The following is a 15543-nucleotide window of genomic DNA, read 5'->3' on the forward strand; positions in this document are numbered from 1 at the left end:
AATACAGAATTCGTTATTGCTGACGATAGTGTTCAAAAAACCGCTGCATTCGCTCCATCGCTGGCTCCAGCTCATCCATATGCGGTAAAAACACCAAACGGAAATGGTCCGGCTGGGGCCAGTTGAACGCTCTTCCATGCACCAGCAGAATTTTCTCTTCACGCAACAAATCGAGCATCATTCGCTCATCATTTTTCACATTGAAATGTTGCGTGTCAATTTTAGCGAATGCGTACAACGCGCCCATGGGTTTGACACAAGATACTCCCTGCATATCATTCAGCCCTTGCCACGCAATCTGGCGTTGCTCATATAACCGCCCACCAGGTTGGATCAATGCATCTATCGACTGTACCCCGCCCAATGCCTGCTGAATTGCAAATTGCGCCGGCACATTGGCACATAAACGCATGGATGCCAGCATATTCAAGCCATCGATGAGGTCTTTCATGGCGGAGACTTTGCCACTCAGCACCATCCAGCCCATACGTAAACCTGCTGCCCGATACGTCTTAGCAAGACCATTAAAGGTGATCACGGGTAGATCATCGCACAATGAAGCAATTGACCAATGCTGGGCACCATCGTAAAGGATCTTTTCATAGATTTCATCGCTGAGCAGCAACAGGTTATGCTCTCTGGCAATATCAATGAGTCCCTCCAGCAAAGCTTTGCTATACACAGCGCCGGTTGGATTATTCGGATTGATCAGTACCAGCGCACGTGTATTGGGGGTAATTTTGGCCCGTATATCAGCCAAATCCGGAAACCAGTCAGCCGCTTCGTCACACAAATAGTGTACCGGCTTCCCCCCTGACAACTTAACAGAAGCGGTCCATAACGGATAATCAGGGGCCGGGATCAGTACCTCATCGCCATCATTTAGTAGTGCCTGAGTGACCATCTGAATAAGTTCACTGACGCCATTACCAATAAAAATATTATCTACGCTGATATTTGGCAGATTTTTTTGCTGATAATGCTGATAAACGGCCACTCTCGCAGAATAAAGCCCTTTAGAATCACAGTAACCCTGAGCGTCTGACAAATTACGAATGATATCACGGTGCATATCCTCAGGCATATCAAAGCCAAAGGCAGCCGGATTGCCGATATTCAGCTTGAGAACCTTAGTGCCCTCGTCTTCCATTTTCTTTGCCTGCGATAACACAGGACCACGAATGTCGTAGCACACCCCATTGAGTTTGCTGCTTTTAGTAATTTTTATCATTATTTCTCCCCATTCAGCCTCCTAGAATAGCGCCCCAATGACAGGAAGAAAAGGAGATTTCTTGATGAAGATAAAAACAAGGTTTAAGGGAAAGTAGAGTGATTTTACAAAAAAAGAATAAGCTGCTAGTAACGAAAAAAACAGCTCATCATGAGTAGTGAGCTGCCTATTGGAGCAACGCTCGTACGCGAGCGAAGCACATCATTCTATGCATTGGCCATCAACCATTGCTGCAATTTTACAGTAGAGCCAGCTACCTGTTGAGATAAGTTGCCTAACGACTCTTTGGCAGAATTGACATCTCCCTCAAGCAGAAACAGCTCAATCTCACGGGCACTGTCAGACAAACTCATTGCACCAAACTGTGCCGCATTCGATTTTAGGCTGTGCGCATTGCGTGTCGCTGCCTCCAGATCTCCAGGTAACGACTCACGGACTTCACGTTCCAGTCGTTCAAATTCACTGATGCAAAATACTAAGGTGTCTGAAAATTGCTCACCTAACAGGGACTGCATCGTATCCAGGCAAGCTTCATCAATTATTACATTCATATTAGTCCTTTTCATTATCAGGCTAACAAACCCAGCAAAAGCCTCTCTATATTGTTAATGCTAGCTAAGAGGGTCCTAAACTGCAAACTATGATATGATCTGTAACAGAAAAAACAGTAAAATAATGCGATGAAACGAGCCTTTTGCGACCACTGCCACTTTCCATTACGGACATGCGTTTGCCCATTCCTGGGCAGCCTCATTCACAATCGCTGTAAGATAGTGATATTACAACACCCCAGTGAGGTCAAAGTAGCCAAAAACACCGTTCGATTACTGTCACTGCAACTCAGTAATATCGAGGTCGTTCAAGGGGAATCTGAAGCCGACTTTAGCGATATCCGTAGCCGACTGAAATCGCAAGTCTGTGCCCTGCTTTATCCCTCTGAAAACGCAATGACGCTCGATGAAACGAGAGTTCAGCAAGAGCAGCCAAACATAGAAACATTGGTCGTGCTAGACGGTACCTGGAAGAAGGTACACAAAATGCTCATGCTTAATCCCTGGTTGATGAGCCTGTCACATGTGTCGTTCGCGAACTTGCCTGAAAATCAGTATCATATTCGTAAAGCTGAGCAGGCATTCAGCCTCTCGACCCTAGAAGCGACCGCCCATTTTTTACATCTTTATGAACAGATCTCACCAGCCCCTTTCTATCAGGCACTGGCTGGTATGATTGAGCAACAGACCAGGCACATGCCAGATCACGTAAAGCTTAGGTATCTGAGTGACGAATAATAGGTCGACTAACCGATTAAAACGCCAGTTTTTCCGTAATGGTCCGGATTACCGCTTTGGCGATCAAGCCAGTTTTGATGAAATCAAAACCACTTTCGGTTTTAAAACCATTACCTTAGGCGCCTGGGTGAGTAAGGAAGAGCAGTATATAGCAGCTAACCTGCTCTACGATGCGCTGGCTGATCTTACTCAGATCTTGTCACTGCCCCCTGTTGCGATTGGTTTGCGAGGTACATTGAATCTGGCCTTCGGTAGCGGTGGACAGGCCGGTGTGCAGGCCCATTATGACAGCAACAAGCGTACCCTGGCACTGGCTAAGAACGCAGGAGGCGGTGCACTCGCGCACGAATGGTGGCATGCTTTTGACCACTACATTGCCAAACACATGTTCCATGAGGCGCGCGCGCACGACTTTGCATCCGCACTTTGGCTGGTGCAGCCGCCTATACTGTCACACCCGCTTAATCAGCAGCTCGATGCATTATTTCGCTTGTTATTTCTGAGCAGTAGCGCAAACGAGCCGAGTGATTATTTTAAACATGCGGTGTTGCTGGATAAAGCACGTGGTGGCCAGTATTATGCGAGACCACAGGAGCTAACCGCACGCGCATTTGAATGGGTCGTCGCGAATCACCCCCAGATCCATAATGCTTTTTTAGTGGACGACGTACTCGACTCCACATTACAACTCCAGGGCGGCTTTCCCGACCCCGGCATCGCGGCAGCAACGCTCGCAACCACAACTAACTATTTTCAGATGCTAGGTGCTGCGTTATATCGTCAAGCGCAATGAATTGTGTTAACCACGCCTTATATTCTTCAAACGGAAGTGGTCTGGAAATATAAAACCCCTGGCCAATATCACAGCCAAACGCTTTCAACATTTGGTAGCAATGCACGCTTTCAACGCCTTCAGCAACTACCATAGAACCTAAATTGTGTGCCATATCACAGGTCGCCTTGCAAATCGTCTGATTGGTCGCTGAGCTGGCAATATTCATTACAAAACTCTTATCTATCTTTATCTCATCAACTCCAAGCTGGCTCAGGTAAGCCAGTGAAGAATACCCAGTGCCGAAATCGTCTATGGCCATTTTGACACCAAGGCGCTTAAAACCATCAATGATCTCATTCAGGTCGACTTCATTAGCAAGAGTTACGGACTCTGTGATTTCCAGCATAAGCTGAGATGGTGCCAAATTTAACTGACTGATTAGGGTTATCAATTGTACCGCCAAATCTTTTCGGCCAATGTCTTTGCCCGAGACGTTGAGTGACAAAACATGTTGCGAATAAATGCTACACAGCTCGGCTTGTAAAGATAATGCCTGCTCAACCACCCAGTCGGTAATTTCAGGGATCATGCCAAAGGCTTCAGCAATAGGAATAAATTCATCCGGCGGAATAACACCTAACTCGGGATGATGCCAGCGCAACAACACCTCTGCGCCAAATACCTCCCCTTGCTGCAACTTAACCTGAGGCTGGAAATACAAGGTAAACTGATTTTGCGAAACCGCATATTTCAGCGAAGACGCCACCTTAACCCGCCGCTCCAAATACAAAGAGTCATTATGATCGAACAACTGCCATTTTTGCGTGCCCAGCGGCCGTGCCGATATCGCCTGTAAAGCACGTTGCATTAATGCTTCGGTGGATTGTGCATGAACTGGGTTACTGGCTACGCCTATTTCAAGCTGATCAACAAGTAACTCTCCTTTAAAATTGATCCCTTCTTCAAAAATTGAAGCCAGCAAGCATGCATATTGCTCAACCTGGCTTAGCTCTAACTTGCCACGCAAGACAATAGCAAAAAGGGTGTCATCCAGCCGATAGATCTGCGTTTTGCTGTTCGGCTCAGCGGCGATTGTCACCCGGCCATAGGTATCCAACTGCACTTGTACTTTTTTCAATAAAGACTTGAGCTGAATCGCAGCATAATCCCAGCCCATATTCAGTCTGATCACGCTCAGTACCTTTGGTCGAAACATCACCAATGTGTGATGCTGATGCGTGCTTTGCAAACCATCAAGGGCTTTTTGTAGCATATGTCGATTAGGTAACCCGGTTTCTTTATCATGGTTTGCATACTGGAGTAACAGCAGCTTTTTCTGCCTTTCATGCCAATAGACGAAATAAGCCAGCAATAACACATGCCCCGTCAGTAAAGCATGATTGAGCAGGTAGTAGCGTGAACTGGCAAGCACACCCAGCTGACCCAGCATCAGGATCACCAGTAACACCAATGCGGGCGTAAAAACAAGGGCCAGCAAACGCGCTTCGCGTTGATGTTGGGGTGGCTGCACACACAGTATATAGGCCACATAAGCGGTCACAACCAACGCGGCCATCACCTGAAACAACAGCTGGTAACTGGCATGTAGTGGCGCGCTGATACACACCACCAGCAAAAGCGCCCACAGCAAACGCCATAGATAATACTTATGCTGCTCATTGAGGCGCTTTTGGGCTGTAAAATAATGGAAGAAACACAGCAAGCAAGCCAATGAAAGTAAGAAGAACTGACTATTGTATGTCACCAGTGCACCACTCATTACTGTCGGGAACAACAACACATTTATTCCGCTCTCAGCGCCACTGATAACCGCAATCAGTATGACGTAGCCCGCAATAGCCAGTAACCCAGGCCGGAACTGCGAAACAGCCATCATGACAAGAAAAAAAGCAACAAAATAGATACTGCCCGTCTCAACACCAAACAAGAATACTCTGTGACTAAATAACTGCACAAAGTCGGGTTCTGACGCCATAGAAATGGATAATACCTGGGGGTGCGTGCCCTGAGCCTGAATAAAAAGCTGCGCGCTCAGCTCACTTCGTGGCACTTTAATATGCGGCAGTACCGCCTGAGCAGGTGAGGCAAGCTCTTTTGCCGGAGCAATCAGTGTATACTGGATCAGCTTACCTGAGCGCTCAAGATAGAACCTGAGAACCCCCTGGATTGGCTGAGCATATATCACTTGCTCACCTTGTGTATTGGCCGGAATCTCGACGCGTACCCAAGTTGCAATGCCACGCTGCAATTTAATATTCTGATTTGACCCTGACATTTGCGCCGTCATTTGACGGATCTCCGCCAGAGTCAGTTGATTTGTCGCATCATTATAAGTTGTGAGCGAAATTGGCGCCTGATTGCCTGCGAATAGATCACTGGGCTGAGCATGGCTCTCTAAAATCAGGCCTGTCGTTACAATCAACAATACTGCTATCACGCGTATCACGCCTGACCACATCCCAACCTCCTTGAGCAAGTGGTATATATAGCTCAGCCGATCAGCGAACCAGTTGCAGCAGAGGCTTGTTTCGCTGACTTCAGATAAGTACCAACACCACTGTGCGCGTATTCAATTTTGCACATCGCGATGTAGCGGTAATGTTAAGTATGGAACCTGAAGTTTGAATTGCCAGTATCAAGTTAAAATATTCTCACTGCTGCTGGCATAAGAAGGGGCAAGTAAGACAGCGGTAAGTGGCGTTTGGAGGTGCGCTACTTACTCGCTGGTAGATTTAATCTGCGCTCACGCTATCAGCGATTATCATCACTGATCCGACTTGCGATTGCACTGTTCTGCCCTTTGTATTTCGCATCTTTTCGCATGTTGTAAGGTGCTTCAGCAGGGCTGCTCAGGGTTTCAAAACTCAGTGCGCCTATCTTCATCTTAGGCCTCAGTGCCAATGGTAACTTTCCCGAATTATAAAACTCCAGCACGATATTTCCCGACCAACCCGGATCAATGCGATGTGCCGTTACATGTACCATCAAGCCAAGCCGAGCTAGCGAGGAGCGCCCATCCAGCCAGCCAACTAAATCTGCCGGTAAAGTCACGGATTCATAGGTCATTGCCAACGCCAGCTCACCAGGGTGCAGGAAAAATGCCTGACCATCTTCGAGCACAATTTCATCACTCATGATGGATTCCATTGCAGCATTAATCTGCTCTTTTGGTCCGCTCAGATCAACGTAAGGCGCAGCATGGTCCTGAAACACTCGAAACTTGTTGCCCAGGCGCAGGTCAACGGTAACCCCTGAGATCATCTCATCTGCCGGCGATGGCTGGATTTGAATGTGTTGTTTCTTTATAGCTTCTTTTATGTCTCTGTCAGAGAGTCTCATTAGTTAGTCATCCGTTATTAGAATTTCGACCCCTTGAGTCGATTGTGATTGTAAATACAACATGCTGCTGATCAGCTGCGCGCAATAAATGTAGTGATCTTTTATCGCCAGCGACTGAGCTGTGATGTTCGCACCTTGTTCAGAGTTTTCCCGGATCCCAGTATCAAGCGGAATTTCAGCCAGCAAAGGAACACCATGACGTGCGGCCAGTTTGGCGCCCCCTTCACTACCAAAAATCGCATTTTTACCACCGCAATGCTGACACGAAAAATAACTCATATTCTCGATCAGACCAATAATGGGCAGGTTAACTTTATTGAACATTGCGACGCCTTTTTGTGCATCGGCCAGAGCCAGGTCCTGCGGCGTAGTGACCACAATTGCCCCGCTGGCAGGCACTTTTTGCGTCATGGTCAACTGAATATCTCCCGTCCCCGGAGGCATGTCCACTATCAAATAATCCAGCTCACCCCAGGCTGTTTCATTCAGTAGTTGCGTTAATGCTTGTGAAGCCATGGGCCCGCGCCATACCGTTGCGTCGTCCTCCGGTACCAAAAAGCCAATGGACATCGCCCGAATACCGTCCTTTTCAAACGGTTTTAAAGTCTTTTCATCAATTGCCTCGGGTTGTTGACCAGTCAGTCCCAGTAATGAGGGGATCGACGGACCGTAAATATCCGCATCCAGAACACCAACTTGTGCGCCCTGGGACGCAAGCCCGGCAGCCAAATTAACGGCAGTGGTCGACTTGCCCACTCCCCCTTTACCTGATGCCACCAAAACAATATGTTTGATTTGCTTAAATTGAGCTGTGCCCGCAACCTTACTTTGACAGGTAACCTGAATATCTGTACTGAGAGAATCGCTCAGATGTGAGGACAAAACAGCGCCCTGTCCTGACGCCGCGAAAGGTAACATCAGTGATACTTGCCAGAGCCCATCCTGCGATTTGTCTGGGGTGATCTCTGTTATCCACTGCGTATCAATTCCCATTGGAAATATTGCACTGCGGTAGTGCTGCAGGTGAGTTTTGATCTGTTCTTTGATTGGGTCCTTCCTGGTAAATAGTTTTTCAATACCAAACATACAAATAAAACGCCTTGAGGTGATGAAATGGGCGCTGGAATTATGTAACATTCACCTCATTAAAACCAGTCAAATTCGCGTCTGCCGGGATTTTCCCAGCCGTTCTGGTCAGTCTTTTATCAATAATTGACGCACTGACCGGTCCGAAGTTTTTGTTCTCTGCCCAGATAAGCACCGAGCGTGATGCCAGTCGCCAGATCTGCAGAGTCAAACTGAGCCGCTCTATATTCGTGGAATAACTATGACAAAGAGAAAAATTCTCATAACAAGTGCATTGCCGTACGCCAATGGACCGACTCACCTGGGTCACCTGTTGGAATATATTCAAACTGATATCTGGGCGCGTTTCCAGAAACAACAAGGCCATGAAACCTATTATGTCTGTGCCGATGATGCACACGGCACCCCAATTATGCTGAATGCACAAAAGCAAGGCATTACACCTGAAGAGATGGTTCAGCAAGTCAGTATCGAAAGGCAACGTGATTTCGCCGACTTCAACATTGAATTTGACAACTACCACAGCACGCACAGTGATGAAAACCGCGAGCTGAGTGAATTAATTTATACGCGCCTTAACGACAAAGGTCATATCAAAAAGCGCACTATTTCACAGTTGTTTGACCCAGAGAAAAGCATTTTCCTGCCTGATCGCTTTGTCACGGGAACCTGTCCAAACTGTAAAGCAGAAGACCAAAATGGCGATAGCTGTGATGCCTGCGGCGCAACATACAGCCCAACCGAGTTGATTGAGCCTAAATCAGCGATGTCTGGTGCAACGCCAATTTTGAAAGATTCAGAGCACTTTTTCTTTGATTTGCCAGCATTTGAAGACATGCTGAAAACCTGGCTACGTTCAGGCAGCTTGCAAGCTGAAATGGCCAATAAGCTGGACGAGTGGTTTGCAGATGGCCTGCAACAGTGGGATATCAGCCGTGATGCACCTTACTTTGGTTTTGAAATCCCTGGAGCCCCCGGCAAGTACTTTTATGTCTGGCTGGATGCGCCAATCGGCTACATGGCCAGCTTCAAAAACCTGTGTGACAAGCAGGGCCTGAACTTTGATGAGTTCTGGGCGGAGGGCTCAGATGCAGAGCTTTATCACTTCATTGGTAAAGACATCATCTATTTCCACAGCCTGTTCTGGCCAGCGATGCTGGACGGGGCAAACTTCAGAAAGCCGAACAACGTTTTTGCTCATGGCTTTGTCACCGTAAACGGCGCGAAAATGTCTAAGTCAAAAGGTACTTTCGTCAAAGCACGTACCTACTTAGAACATCTGGACCCAGAGTACCTGCGTTATTACTATGCCGCTAAACTAAATAGTGGTGTAACTGATCTTGATTTAAACCTGGAAGATTTTGCACAGCGCGTCAATTCAGACCTGGTTGGCAAGGTCGTAAACATCGCCAGCCGCTGCGCAGGCTTTATCACCAAGAAATTTGACGGTAAGCTCAGCAGCACAGTCATGGACGAAGCATTACTAAACAGCTTTGTCGCAGCCAAAGACAGCATTGCCGGCCACTATGAGAACCGCGAATACAGTCGTGCAGTTCGTGAGATCATGACCCTTGCCGACAAGGCGAACCAGTTCATCGACGCTGAAGCACCCTGGGTACTGGCCAAAAATGAAGATACTCTGGAGCGTGCGCACCAGGTATGTTCACTGGGTCTGAACCTGTTCCGGGCATTGCTGACTTACCTCAAGCCTATTCTGCCTGGTATGGCAAAAAATGTTGAAGCATTCCTGAATACGCAACTGTCTTGGGAAAGCCTGGACAAACCACTGGTTGATCATGAAATCAACAAGTTTAAAGCCCTAATGCAACGTGTTGAACTGGAGAAGGTGAATGCTATGGTTGATGCTTCTAAAGAAAGCCTGGAGAAAAAAGTCGGTGGTCAGAGCGCTCAGCCTGCGGCGGATAGCCCACTGGCCAAAGAGCCAATCGCGGACGAAATCGAGTTCAATGATTTTGCCAAAGTTGATTTGCGCGTCGCTAAAATTGCCAACGCAGAGCACGTAGAAGGCGCAGACAAACTGCTGAAACTGACACTGGACTTAGGTGGCGAAACCCGCCAGGTGTTTGCAGGTATTAAGTCTGCCTATGCACCCGAAGATCTGATCGGCAAACTCACCGTCATGGTTGCCAACCTGAAGCCCCGCAAGATGCGCTTTGGCATGTCTGAAGGCATGGTTCTGGCAGCAGGTCCTGGTGGCAAAGAAATCTATATTCTTAACCCGGATGAGGGCTCACAACCGGGCATGCGCGTGATGTGATCAGCGCTGCTATTAAGCTAGATTGAACAAACGGGCCATCAGGCCCGTTTTTGTTAAGCGGTTTGAGTGTCCTGAGACAATTCGTCGCGCACTACCATCAGGGCATAGCCCAGCAGGTTTAGTCCATTCCACTTCTGAGGCACACTTGCAAATTCGTGATCTTCTGCCAAACCAATCCCCCAAATTTTATCAACCGGACTGGCCTCAACCAGAACCCTTTTGCCGGTTGAAAGCAAGAACTCCTTCAGTTCAGGGTTTTGTGCAAACTTCAGCATGTTTGCACTGACAACAATATCGAATCGCTTAGCATTCCAGGTGGCTTCATCAAAACCGGTGACAGCCCTGCCCAGCTTTTTAGCCTCGCCAGGATGACCACATTCTAAAATACGCAGCGCCACTTCATGATTATCAAATAGCATCGCCTTGTGGTACATCATGTAATGCTCAGCAGTTTTAAACATCAACCCATGCTGCTCAAAGTAAGCCGGATACCATTGACTGAAACAGGACTTAGAAACACCTGATTTGGCTTTTTGGTGACCCCAGAAAAAAACAAACTTCGGCTTTTTTGATTTCGCAATATACTCGATTAATTGCGTGTTACTACTTATTGCCACAAAGACTTCCTATGTATAATGTGTGTCACTCATGCACAGAGGCTGTTCACCGCCTCTGTGCACCTGATTACTCGCTAAGTTAATGTATGTGCCATGATGAACTTCTGTCCGTCCATATCAATGACACTAAATCCATGAGATTCATATAATTTCACCAGATGAGCTTCACAGCGAAGATAGAGTGCAGGCAACTTGAGCTTAATTGCCTTGGCAATCGCAAACTCAACCAAAGCCGTTGAGATGCCTTTGCCACGATGCTCAGTCGGCACATACACGCCATCAAGCCAATGCTGATAGCCTGAATAACTGGACGTTATTCGCTGCGTGATTTCGCCCGCACCAACCAACTCATCGCCAATATAGGCGGCAAAACCTGTTCGCGAATCAGATGAGGATAACTTGTCAGTCACGCTTTGCAATGTTGCATTTGGGTCTTTACTGTCCCATTGCTGGTAATACCAATTAGCGATGACCTCAATGTCTGAATGGTCACTCGATAAGTCTGAGACTTTCATTTGGACTGTCCTAGGTGATTGTTATTGTTCTTAATTCCATTATATGTTCAACGTTTCTTAACCCGTTGAAGTGCCGGCATGGTACAGAGGGTTGAAATTACCCTAGGCATCGCAAAGCCCTAATCTAGTAATTTGTTGAGAGTATTGTACAGTAATTTGGTCCAGTGTGCTTTGTGCATTTCACCTTGCGCAAAGGCCGTGCTAAAGCACGACTTTACACGATAAAGCGTTCGGCGAGCTGCGAAGCGTTGCTTCGGTCTCAGAAAGGTACGAGTGGACACATATCCCTATGGAGGGCTCCCGGGTTAAATATCAGCGACCCAAGCTCAATGCACATCCAGCTAAAATGGCTCATTTCACCTTGCGCAAAGGCCGCGCTAAAGCACGACTTTACACGATAAAGCGTTCGGCGAGCTGCGAAGCGTTGCTTCGGTCTCAGAAAGGTACGAGTGGACACATATCCCTATGGAGGGCTCCCGGCTTTTCATCCATGAAAAGCGTTCGGCGAGCTGCGAAGCGTTGCTTCGGTCTCAGAAAGGTACGAGTGGACACATATCCCTATGGAGGGCTCCCGGCTTTTCATCCATGAAAAGCGTTCGGCGAGCTGCGAAGCGTTGCTTCGGTCTCGCCTCACCCAACCATTTCTTCGCCCTTGGGCGGGGAATATGGGACCCTGATAGTCACTTCAATGCCCTCACCCGGGCTTGAGTTTGCTGAAATTTCCCCTTTGAGCAGTTGCGTAACCAGGTTATAGACGATATGCATGCCCAACCCACAGCCGCCCTGGCTTCTTTTCGTCGTTACAAAAGGATCAAACAAGGTTTTCAGACCTGCTTTTGGCATGCCAACGCCGTCATCACGATAGGTCAGTAACCAATACTCTCCAGCCATGCTTGTTGATACCTCAACCTTGCCCTGAGGATGGGCTTCAAAGCCATGGATCATGGAATTGTTGAATAAGTTCGTCATGATTTGATAGATGGCGCCCGGGTAGGTATTCACCAGCATGTCTTCGTCGCCCGTAATGGTCAGGCTGATCTCTTTGCCTTTGCTCAGTGGTAACAAAGAGCTGAAGACATCGGCAATATAGTCCTTCACATTGATGTCTCGTTCAACTTCACTGGATTGATCCACAGCAACCTGTTTAAAGTTGCTGATCAGCATTTGTGCCCTGTCCAGGTTGCGTAAAATAAGCCGATACCCTTCCTCCTGCTCGGCATTAAAACGCTCTAAATCCGTCTGGCGTAGTTGCTTTTCCTGAAGCTTTTCATTGATGTTGTGCAGACATTCCTGATTGTAGGTCAGCGCCGTTATAGCGACGCCCAGTGGCGTATTTATCTCATGGGCGATGCCTGCTACCACATTACCCAATGAGGCCATTTTCTCACTTTCTATGAGCTCTTGTTGGGTACGCTTAAGCTCCATCATAGCTTGTTCCAGTTTCTGGTTTTTCTTGTACAGCTCATCCGTACGCATTGCGACTTTGATTTCAAGTTGTTCATTAAGGGTTTGTAAAGCATTTTGATGCGCCTTCAGCTCCGCGATATCCTTCAATGCCCCAACAATACGCTGCGGTCTGCCATGATGGTCACGGCTCACCACCTTGCCGCGCTCCAACACCCAACTCCACTGGTCTTTTAACGTTTTGACCCGCATGGCGATTTCATAGGTATCCAGCTCTCCTTCAAGGCATGACTCGATCTTTTCTTCCCAGGCAATACAATCTTTAGGATGCACAAACTGATCAATGTCTTCAACTGTCATAGAGGTTTGATTTTTACCATAGTCAATGCGCGGTTTTACGCAGTAACGATAGACTTTTTTGTCCTCCAGATGCCAGTCCCACAGTTCGTCGCCACTGGCCCACAAGCTCAGCTCAAGGCGTTGTTGTAGTTCGTTCATGACTCTGTTGTCATTCACAACCTGACGATAACGTGCCTGGCGTTGCCTGAACCACAAAGCGAAGCTGAGTGTTAAGGCCACGATATAAAAAGTTTTAGAGTACCAGTCCCACCACCAGGGCGCCTTTATCTGGATCGTAAAACGATGCACAGGGGACTTCTGGTTGAAGCGATTCACCGTATAAGTCTGTACCTGATAATTACCGGGTTCCAGTTTCAGCAAATTAATTTGCCTGACACCATCTGCGAGTTTCAACCACTGGTCGCTCAACCCAACAATACGATAAAAGAAATTCAGTCGCTCAGAGCCATAATCCAGGCTGGAGTAATGCAAGGAAACGATATCCTGATTGTAATTAAGCAGCAGTTTTTCAGTCAGCTCAGGCGCCAGTGTCAGTTCGCTACTGGCTTCAGGATGTAAAACTTCGCCAAGCAGCTCGATATTGGAGATCAGTAAGGGACGGATCCCAAACGCAATGCGGATCTGTTCAGGGTAAAACTGGTTGAACCCTTTGGCGCCGCCAATAAATACCCGACCATCAGGGGCTAACCAGGCTGCATTGTAATTAAATTCATTGTCCTGTACGCCGTCTACAACTAGGAAATTATCGATATTATGATCGTGAATATTAATCCGGCTCAGACCGCCGCTGGTTCCGAGCCAGATATGTTCCTGCTGATCAAAGACCATGGCCCAGACCGCTTCATTGGCCAGTCCATCGGTCACTTTGAGTACTTTTTCCACCTCGAACTGCTTGTTGAGAATGCTGACACCGGATTCGCTGGCCACCCAAACCGCGCCGAGCGAGTCGCGGGACAACATGAACACAATATCTGATGCCAGCCCATTGTTGGTCGTAAGAGATTTGATATTTTGGCCATCGTAATGAAATAAACCATCACCAACACTTCCGAAGTAGAAGCCGTCGCCGTCTACCAGCAATGAAGAGACATGATTGGGTGCCGACACAGATGAAGCAAAGAAGGGCAACAGCTTTTTCTGGGCTTCGTCGTAATAAAGCAAACCCAAAGTACGCGAGCTAAGCAAAACCAGCTGTTTAAATACGGTGATATCATTGAAGCTCAGCTCGGGTCCGTTGCCAAAATCAGGCATAAAATAGGTGACTTCACCGCTTATCAGGTTTAACCGTGCGACTCCGGCGCCACGCGACGTCAGCCAGGCATGCTCACCGACAATCTGTATCTTAGTGATAAAAGTATTGGAAAAGCGGGCTAGCTGAGGATAAACCTGCTCCACTTTCACAAACCTTTGCTGCTCAAAAATATAACCACCACTGGAAGTTGCGACCCACAGCCTGTCCGATTCATCCAGCGCGAAGCTGCGCACATCTGAATTAGTTAACGGAGAGTGTGGATAATTATACTCGCCCACATGACCAAAGGTTTCGCTGAGCTGACTAATAAAATGCAAACCCCGAGTCTCTGTCCCTATCCACAGGTCGCTGTTGCTATCGCGAAATACCGAGAGGATACTGCTATCCTGCAAACCCGATTTATTATTGCCACGTTTATACCAACGCTTTTTAATTTCCCCTTTCATATCAAGCAAATAAACACCATGACTGGTTGCGACAAAAAGCTCACCAGCAGACGCAAAAACCGAGTGCAGCACCAACTTGGCATCGGGTGTGATTGCGCTTTGCCATAACGCGCGCTCAAACAGCGTATCATAGGCGGTAAGCTGGTTATCTTTACTGATTAAAAAAGCGCGCTCGCCACTAACCATGAGAGATTTATAATCGCCATCCAACAACAGGGTTGTTATGCCCGTTTGGCGGTTGTTGACCATTAACCCTTCATCAGAAAGGTAATAAACCAAATTTTTATACACGGTCACATAGCGTATAAAATCCCCTTCCAGCGCCACTTCCTGTGGCTCCAACGTAGCCTTATCAATTACATAATAAAAACCATCTTCTGTGGTCACGGACACTGCGGCGCCCTGGCAGCCAATTGATTGCACCCGATCTGATAGGATCAAAGGGCTAAAATCACTCAAAAAGCTTTGAAATCGTCCTGTCACGGTGTGGTAGACACTCAGCCCGGTGCTGGTGCCAATCCAGAGAGATTCCCCACTGTGGCACAGGGCTGTAATAAATGCCCCGGCCAACGCAAAAGGATCTTGCTGGCGGCTAATAAATTGCTTAAAAGAATGGCCGTCAAATCGATTCAGGCCAGCCTGAGTACCTATCCAGATGTAGCCCAGCTGGTCTTCTTCAATGGCGGTAATACTGACCTGACTGAGACCTGATTCATAATCATAATGACGCATCACCTGTGCAGTATCCGAAAACACAGGGACGGCAAACGCGATTGCAGAGTATAGCCAGATCATGAGCGATATGAAGATACTGGCACCTAACTTTGTTTGTTTTGTCTGCTGCTGATACAACCCTATCACCTTTTATACAGGCTCTTTGTTGTAACTATAGCAAAACTTTACAATCCGGCTGAGATGTCGTTTGCAGGA

At 47.5% G+C, this 15543-nt stretch carries 11 protein-coding genes; 3 read left to right on the forward strand and 8 right to left on the reverse strand.

Annotation, left to right across the window (positions count from 1 at the left end; genetic code table 11):
* Window positions 1–13 precede the first annotated feature (13 nt).
* Window positions 14–1231: a pyridoxal phosphate-dependent aminotransferase gene (locus CWC22_RS11845; RefSeq protein ID WP_125563975.1), complete on the reverse strand. Its 1218-nt coding sequence runs from the start codon at window positions 1229–1231 to the stop codon at window positions 14–16.
* A 206-nt stretch (window positions 1232–1437) separates the two neighbouring features.
* Complete coding sequence (locus CWC22_RS11850) at window positions 1438–1782, reverse strand: Hpt domain-containing protein (protein ID WP_010381640.1); 345 nt, start codon at window positions 1780–1782, stop codon at window positions 1438–1440.
* Between the two features lie 129 nt (window positions 1783–1911).
* Between CWC22_RS11850 and CWC22_RS11855 the strand changes: the two genes are divergently transcribed.
* Both CWC22_RS11855 and CWC22_RS11860 read left to right on the forward strand, forming a co-directional pair.
* Window positions 1912–2520, forward strand: coding sequence for a tRNA-uridine aminocarboxypropyltransferase (locus CWC22_RS11855; protein WP_138536359.1), 609 nt, complete (start codon window positions 1912–1914; stop codon window positions 2518–2520).
* Window positions 2510–3313, forward strand: coding sequence for a CLCA_X family protein (locus CWC22_RS11860; protein WP_138536357.1), 804 nt, complete (start codon window positions 2510–2512; stop codon window positions 3311–3313). The genes CWC22_RS11855 and CWC22_RS11860 overlap by 11 nt, the downstream gene beginning before the upstream one ends.
* Here the strand turns inward: CWC22_RS11860 and CWC22_RS11865 are convergent.
* The 3 genes from CWC22_RS11865 to CWC22_RS11875 all read right to left on the reverse strand — a co-directional run bounded on the left by CWC22_RS11865 (window position 3264) and on the right by CWC22_RS11875 (window position 7741).
* Window positions 3264–5774, reverse strand: coding sequence for a putative bifunctional diguanylate cyclase/phosphodiesterase (locus tag CWC22_RS11865; RefSeq protein WP_138536355.1), 2511 nt, complete (start codon window positions 5772–5774; stop codon window positions 3264–3266). The genes CWC22_RS11860 and CWC22_RS11865 overlap by 50 nt on opposite strands.
* A 293-nt stretch (window positions 5775–6067) precedes the next feature.
* The gene (dcd, locus tag CWC22_RS11870) at window positions 6068–6655 is read right to left on the reverse strand and encodes a dCTP deaminase (RefSeq protein ID WP_138536353.1); all 588 of its coding nucleotides are present in this window, start codon (window positions 6653–6655) and stop codon (window positions 6068–6070) included.
* A gap of 3 nt (window positions 6656–6658) precedes the next feature.
* Entirely contained in the window at window positions 6659–7741 is a 1083-nt protein-coding gene (locus tag CWC22_RS11875) for an Mrp/NBP35 family ATP-binding protein (protein WP_138536351.1), read from the reverse strand.
* A 241-nt stretch (window positions 7742–7982) separates the two neighbouring features.
* Between CWC22_RS11875 and metG the strand changes: the two genes are divergently transcribed.
* Window positions 7983–10019, forward strand: a complete 2037-nt coding sequence (gene metG / locus CWC22_RS11880) for a methionine--tRNA ligase (protein WP_138536349.1) — start codon at window positions 7983–7985, stop codon at window positions 10017–10019.
* A 53-nt stretch (window positions 10020–10072) separates the two neighbouring features.
* Here metG and CWC22_RS11885 read toward each other — a convergent pair whose 3' ends face one another.
* The 3 genes from CWC22_RS11885 to CWC22_RS11895 all read right to left on the reverse strand — a co-directional run bounded on the left by CWC22_RS11885 (window position 10073) and on the right by CWC22_RS11895 (window position 15465).
* Window positions 10073–10636: an NADAR family protein gene (locus CWC22_RS11885; RefSeq protein WP_125563963.1), complete on the reverse strand. Its 564-nt coding sequence runs from the start codon at window positions 10634–10636 to the stop codon at window positions 10073–10075.
* 74 nt (window positions 10637–10710) lie between these two features.
* Window positions 10711–11151 carry a GNAT family N-acetyltransferase gene (locus CWC22_RS11890; RefSeq protein ID WP_125563961.1) on the reverse strand — a complete coding sequence of 147 codons (441 nt, stop codon included), beginning with the start codon at window positions 11149–11151 and terminating at the stop codon, window positions 10711–10713.
* A gap of 630 nt (window positions 11152–11781) precedes the next feature.
* A complete protein-coding gene (locus CWC22_RS11895) occupies window positions 11782–15465 on the reverse strand; it encodes a two-component regulator propeller domain-containing protein (RefSeq protein ID WP_138539569.1) in 3684 nt (1227 codons plus the stop codon).
* Between the last annotated feature and the right edge of the window lie 78 nt (window positions 15466–15543).

It is taken from the genome of Pseudoalteromonas rubra, assembly GCF_005886805.2.
GTDB lineage: Bacteria > Pseudomonadota > Gammaproteobacteria > Enterobacterales > Alteromonadaceae > Pseudoalteromonas > Pseudoalteromonas rubra_D.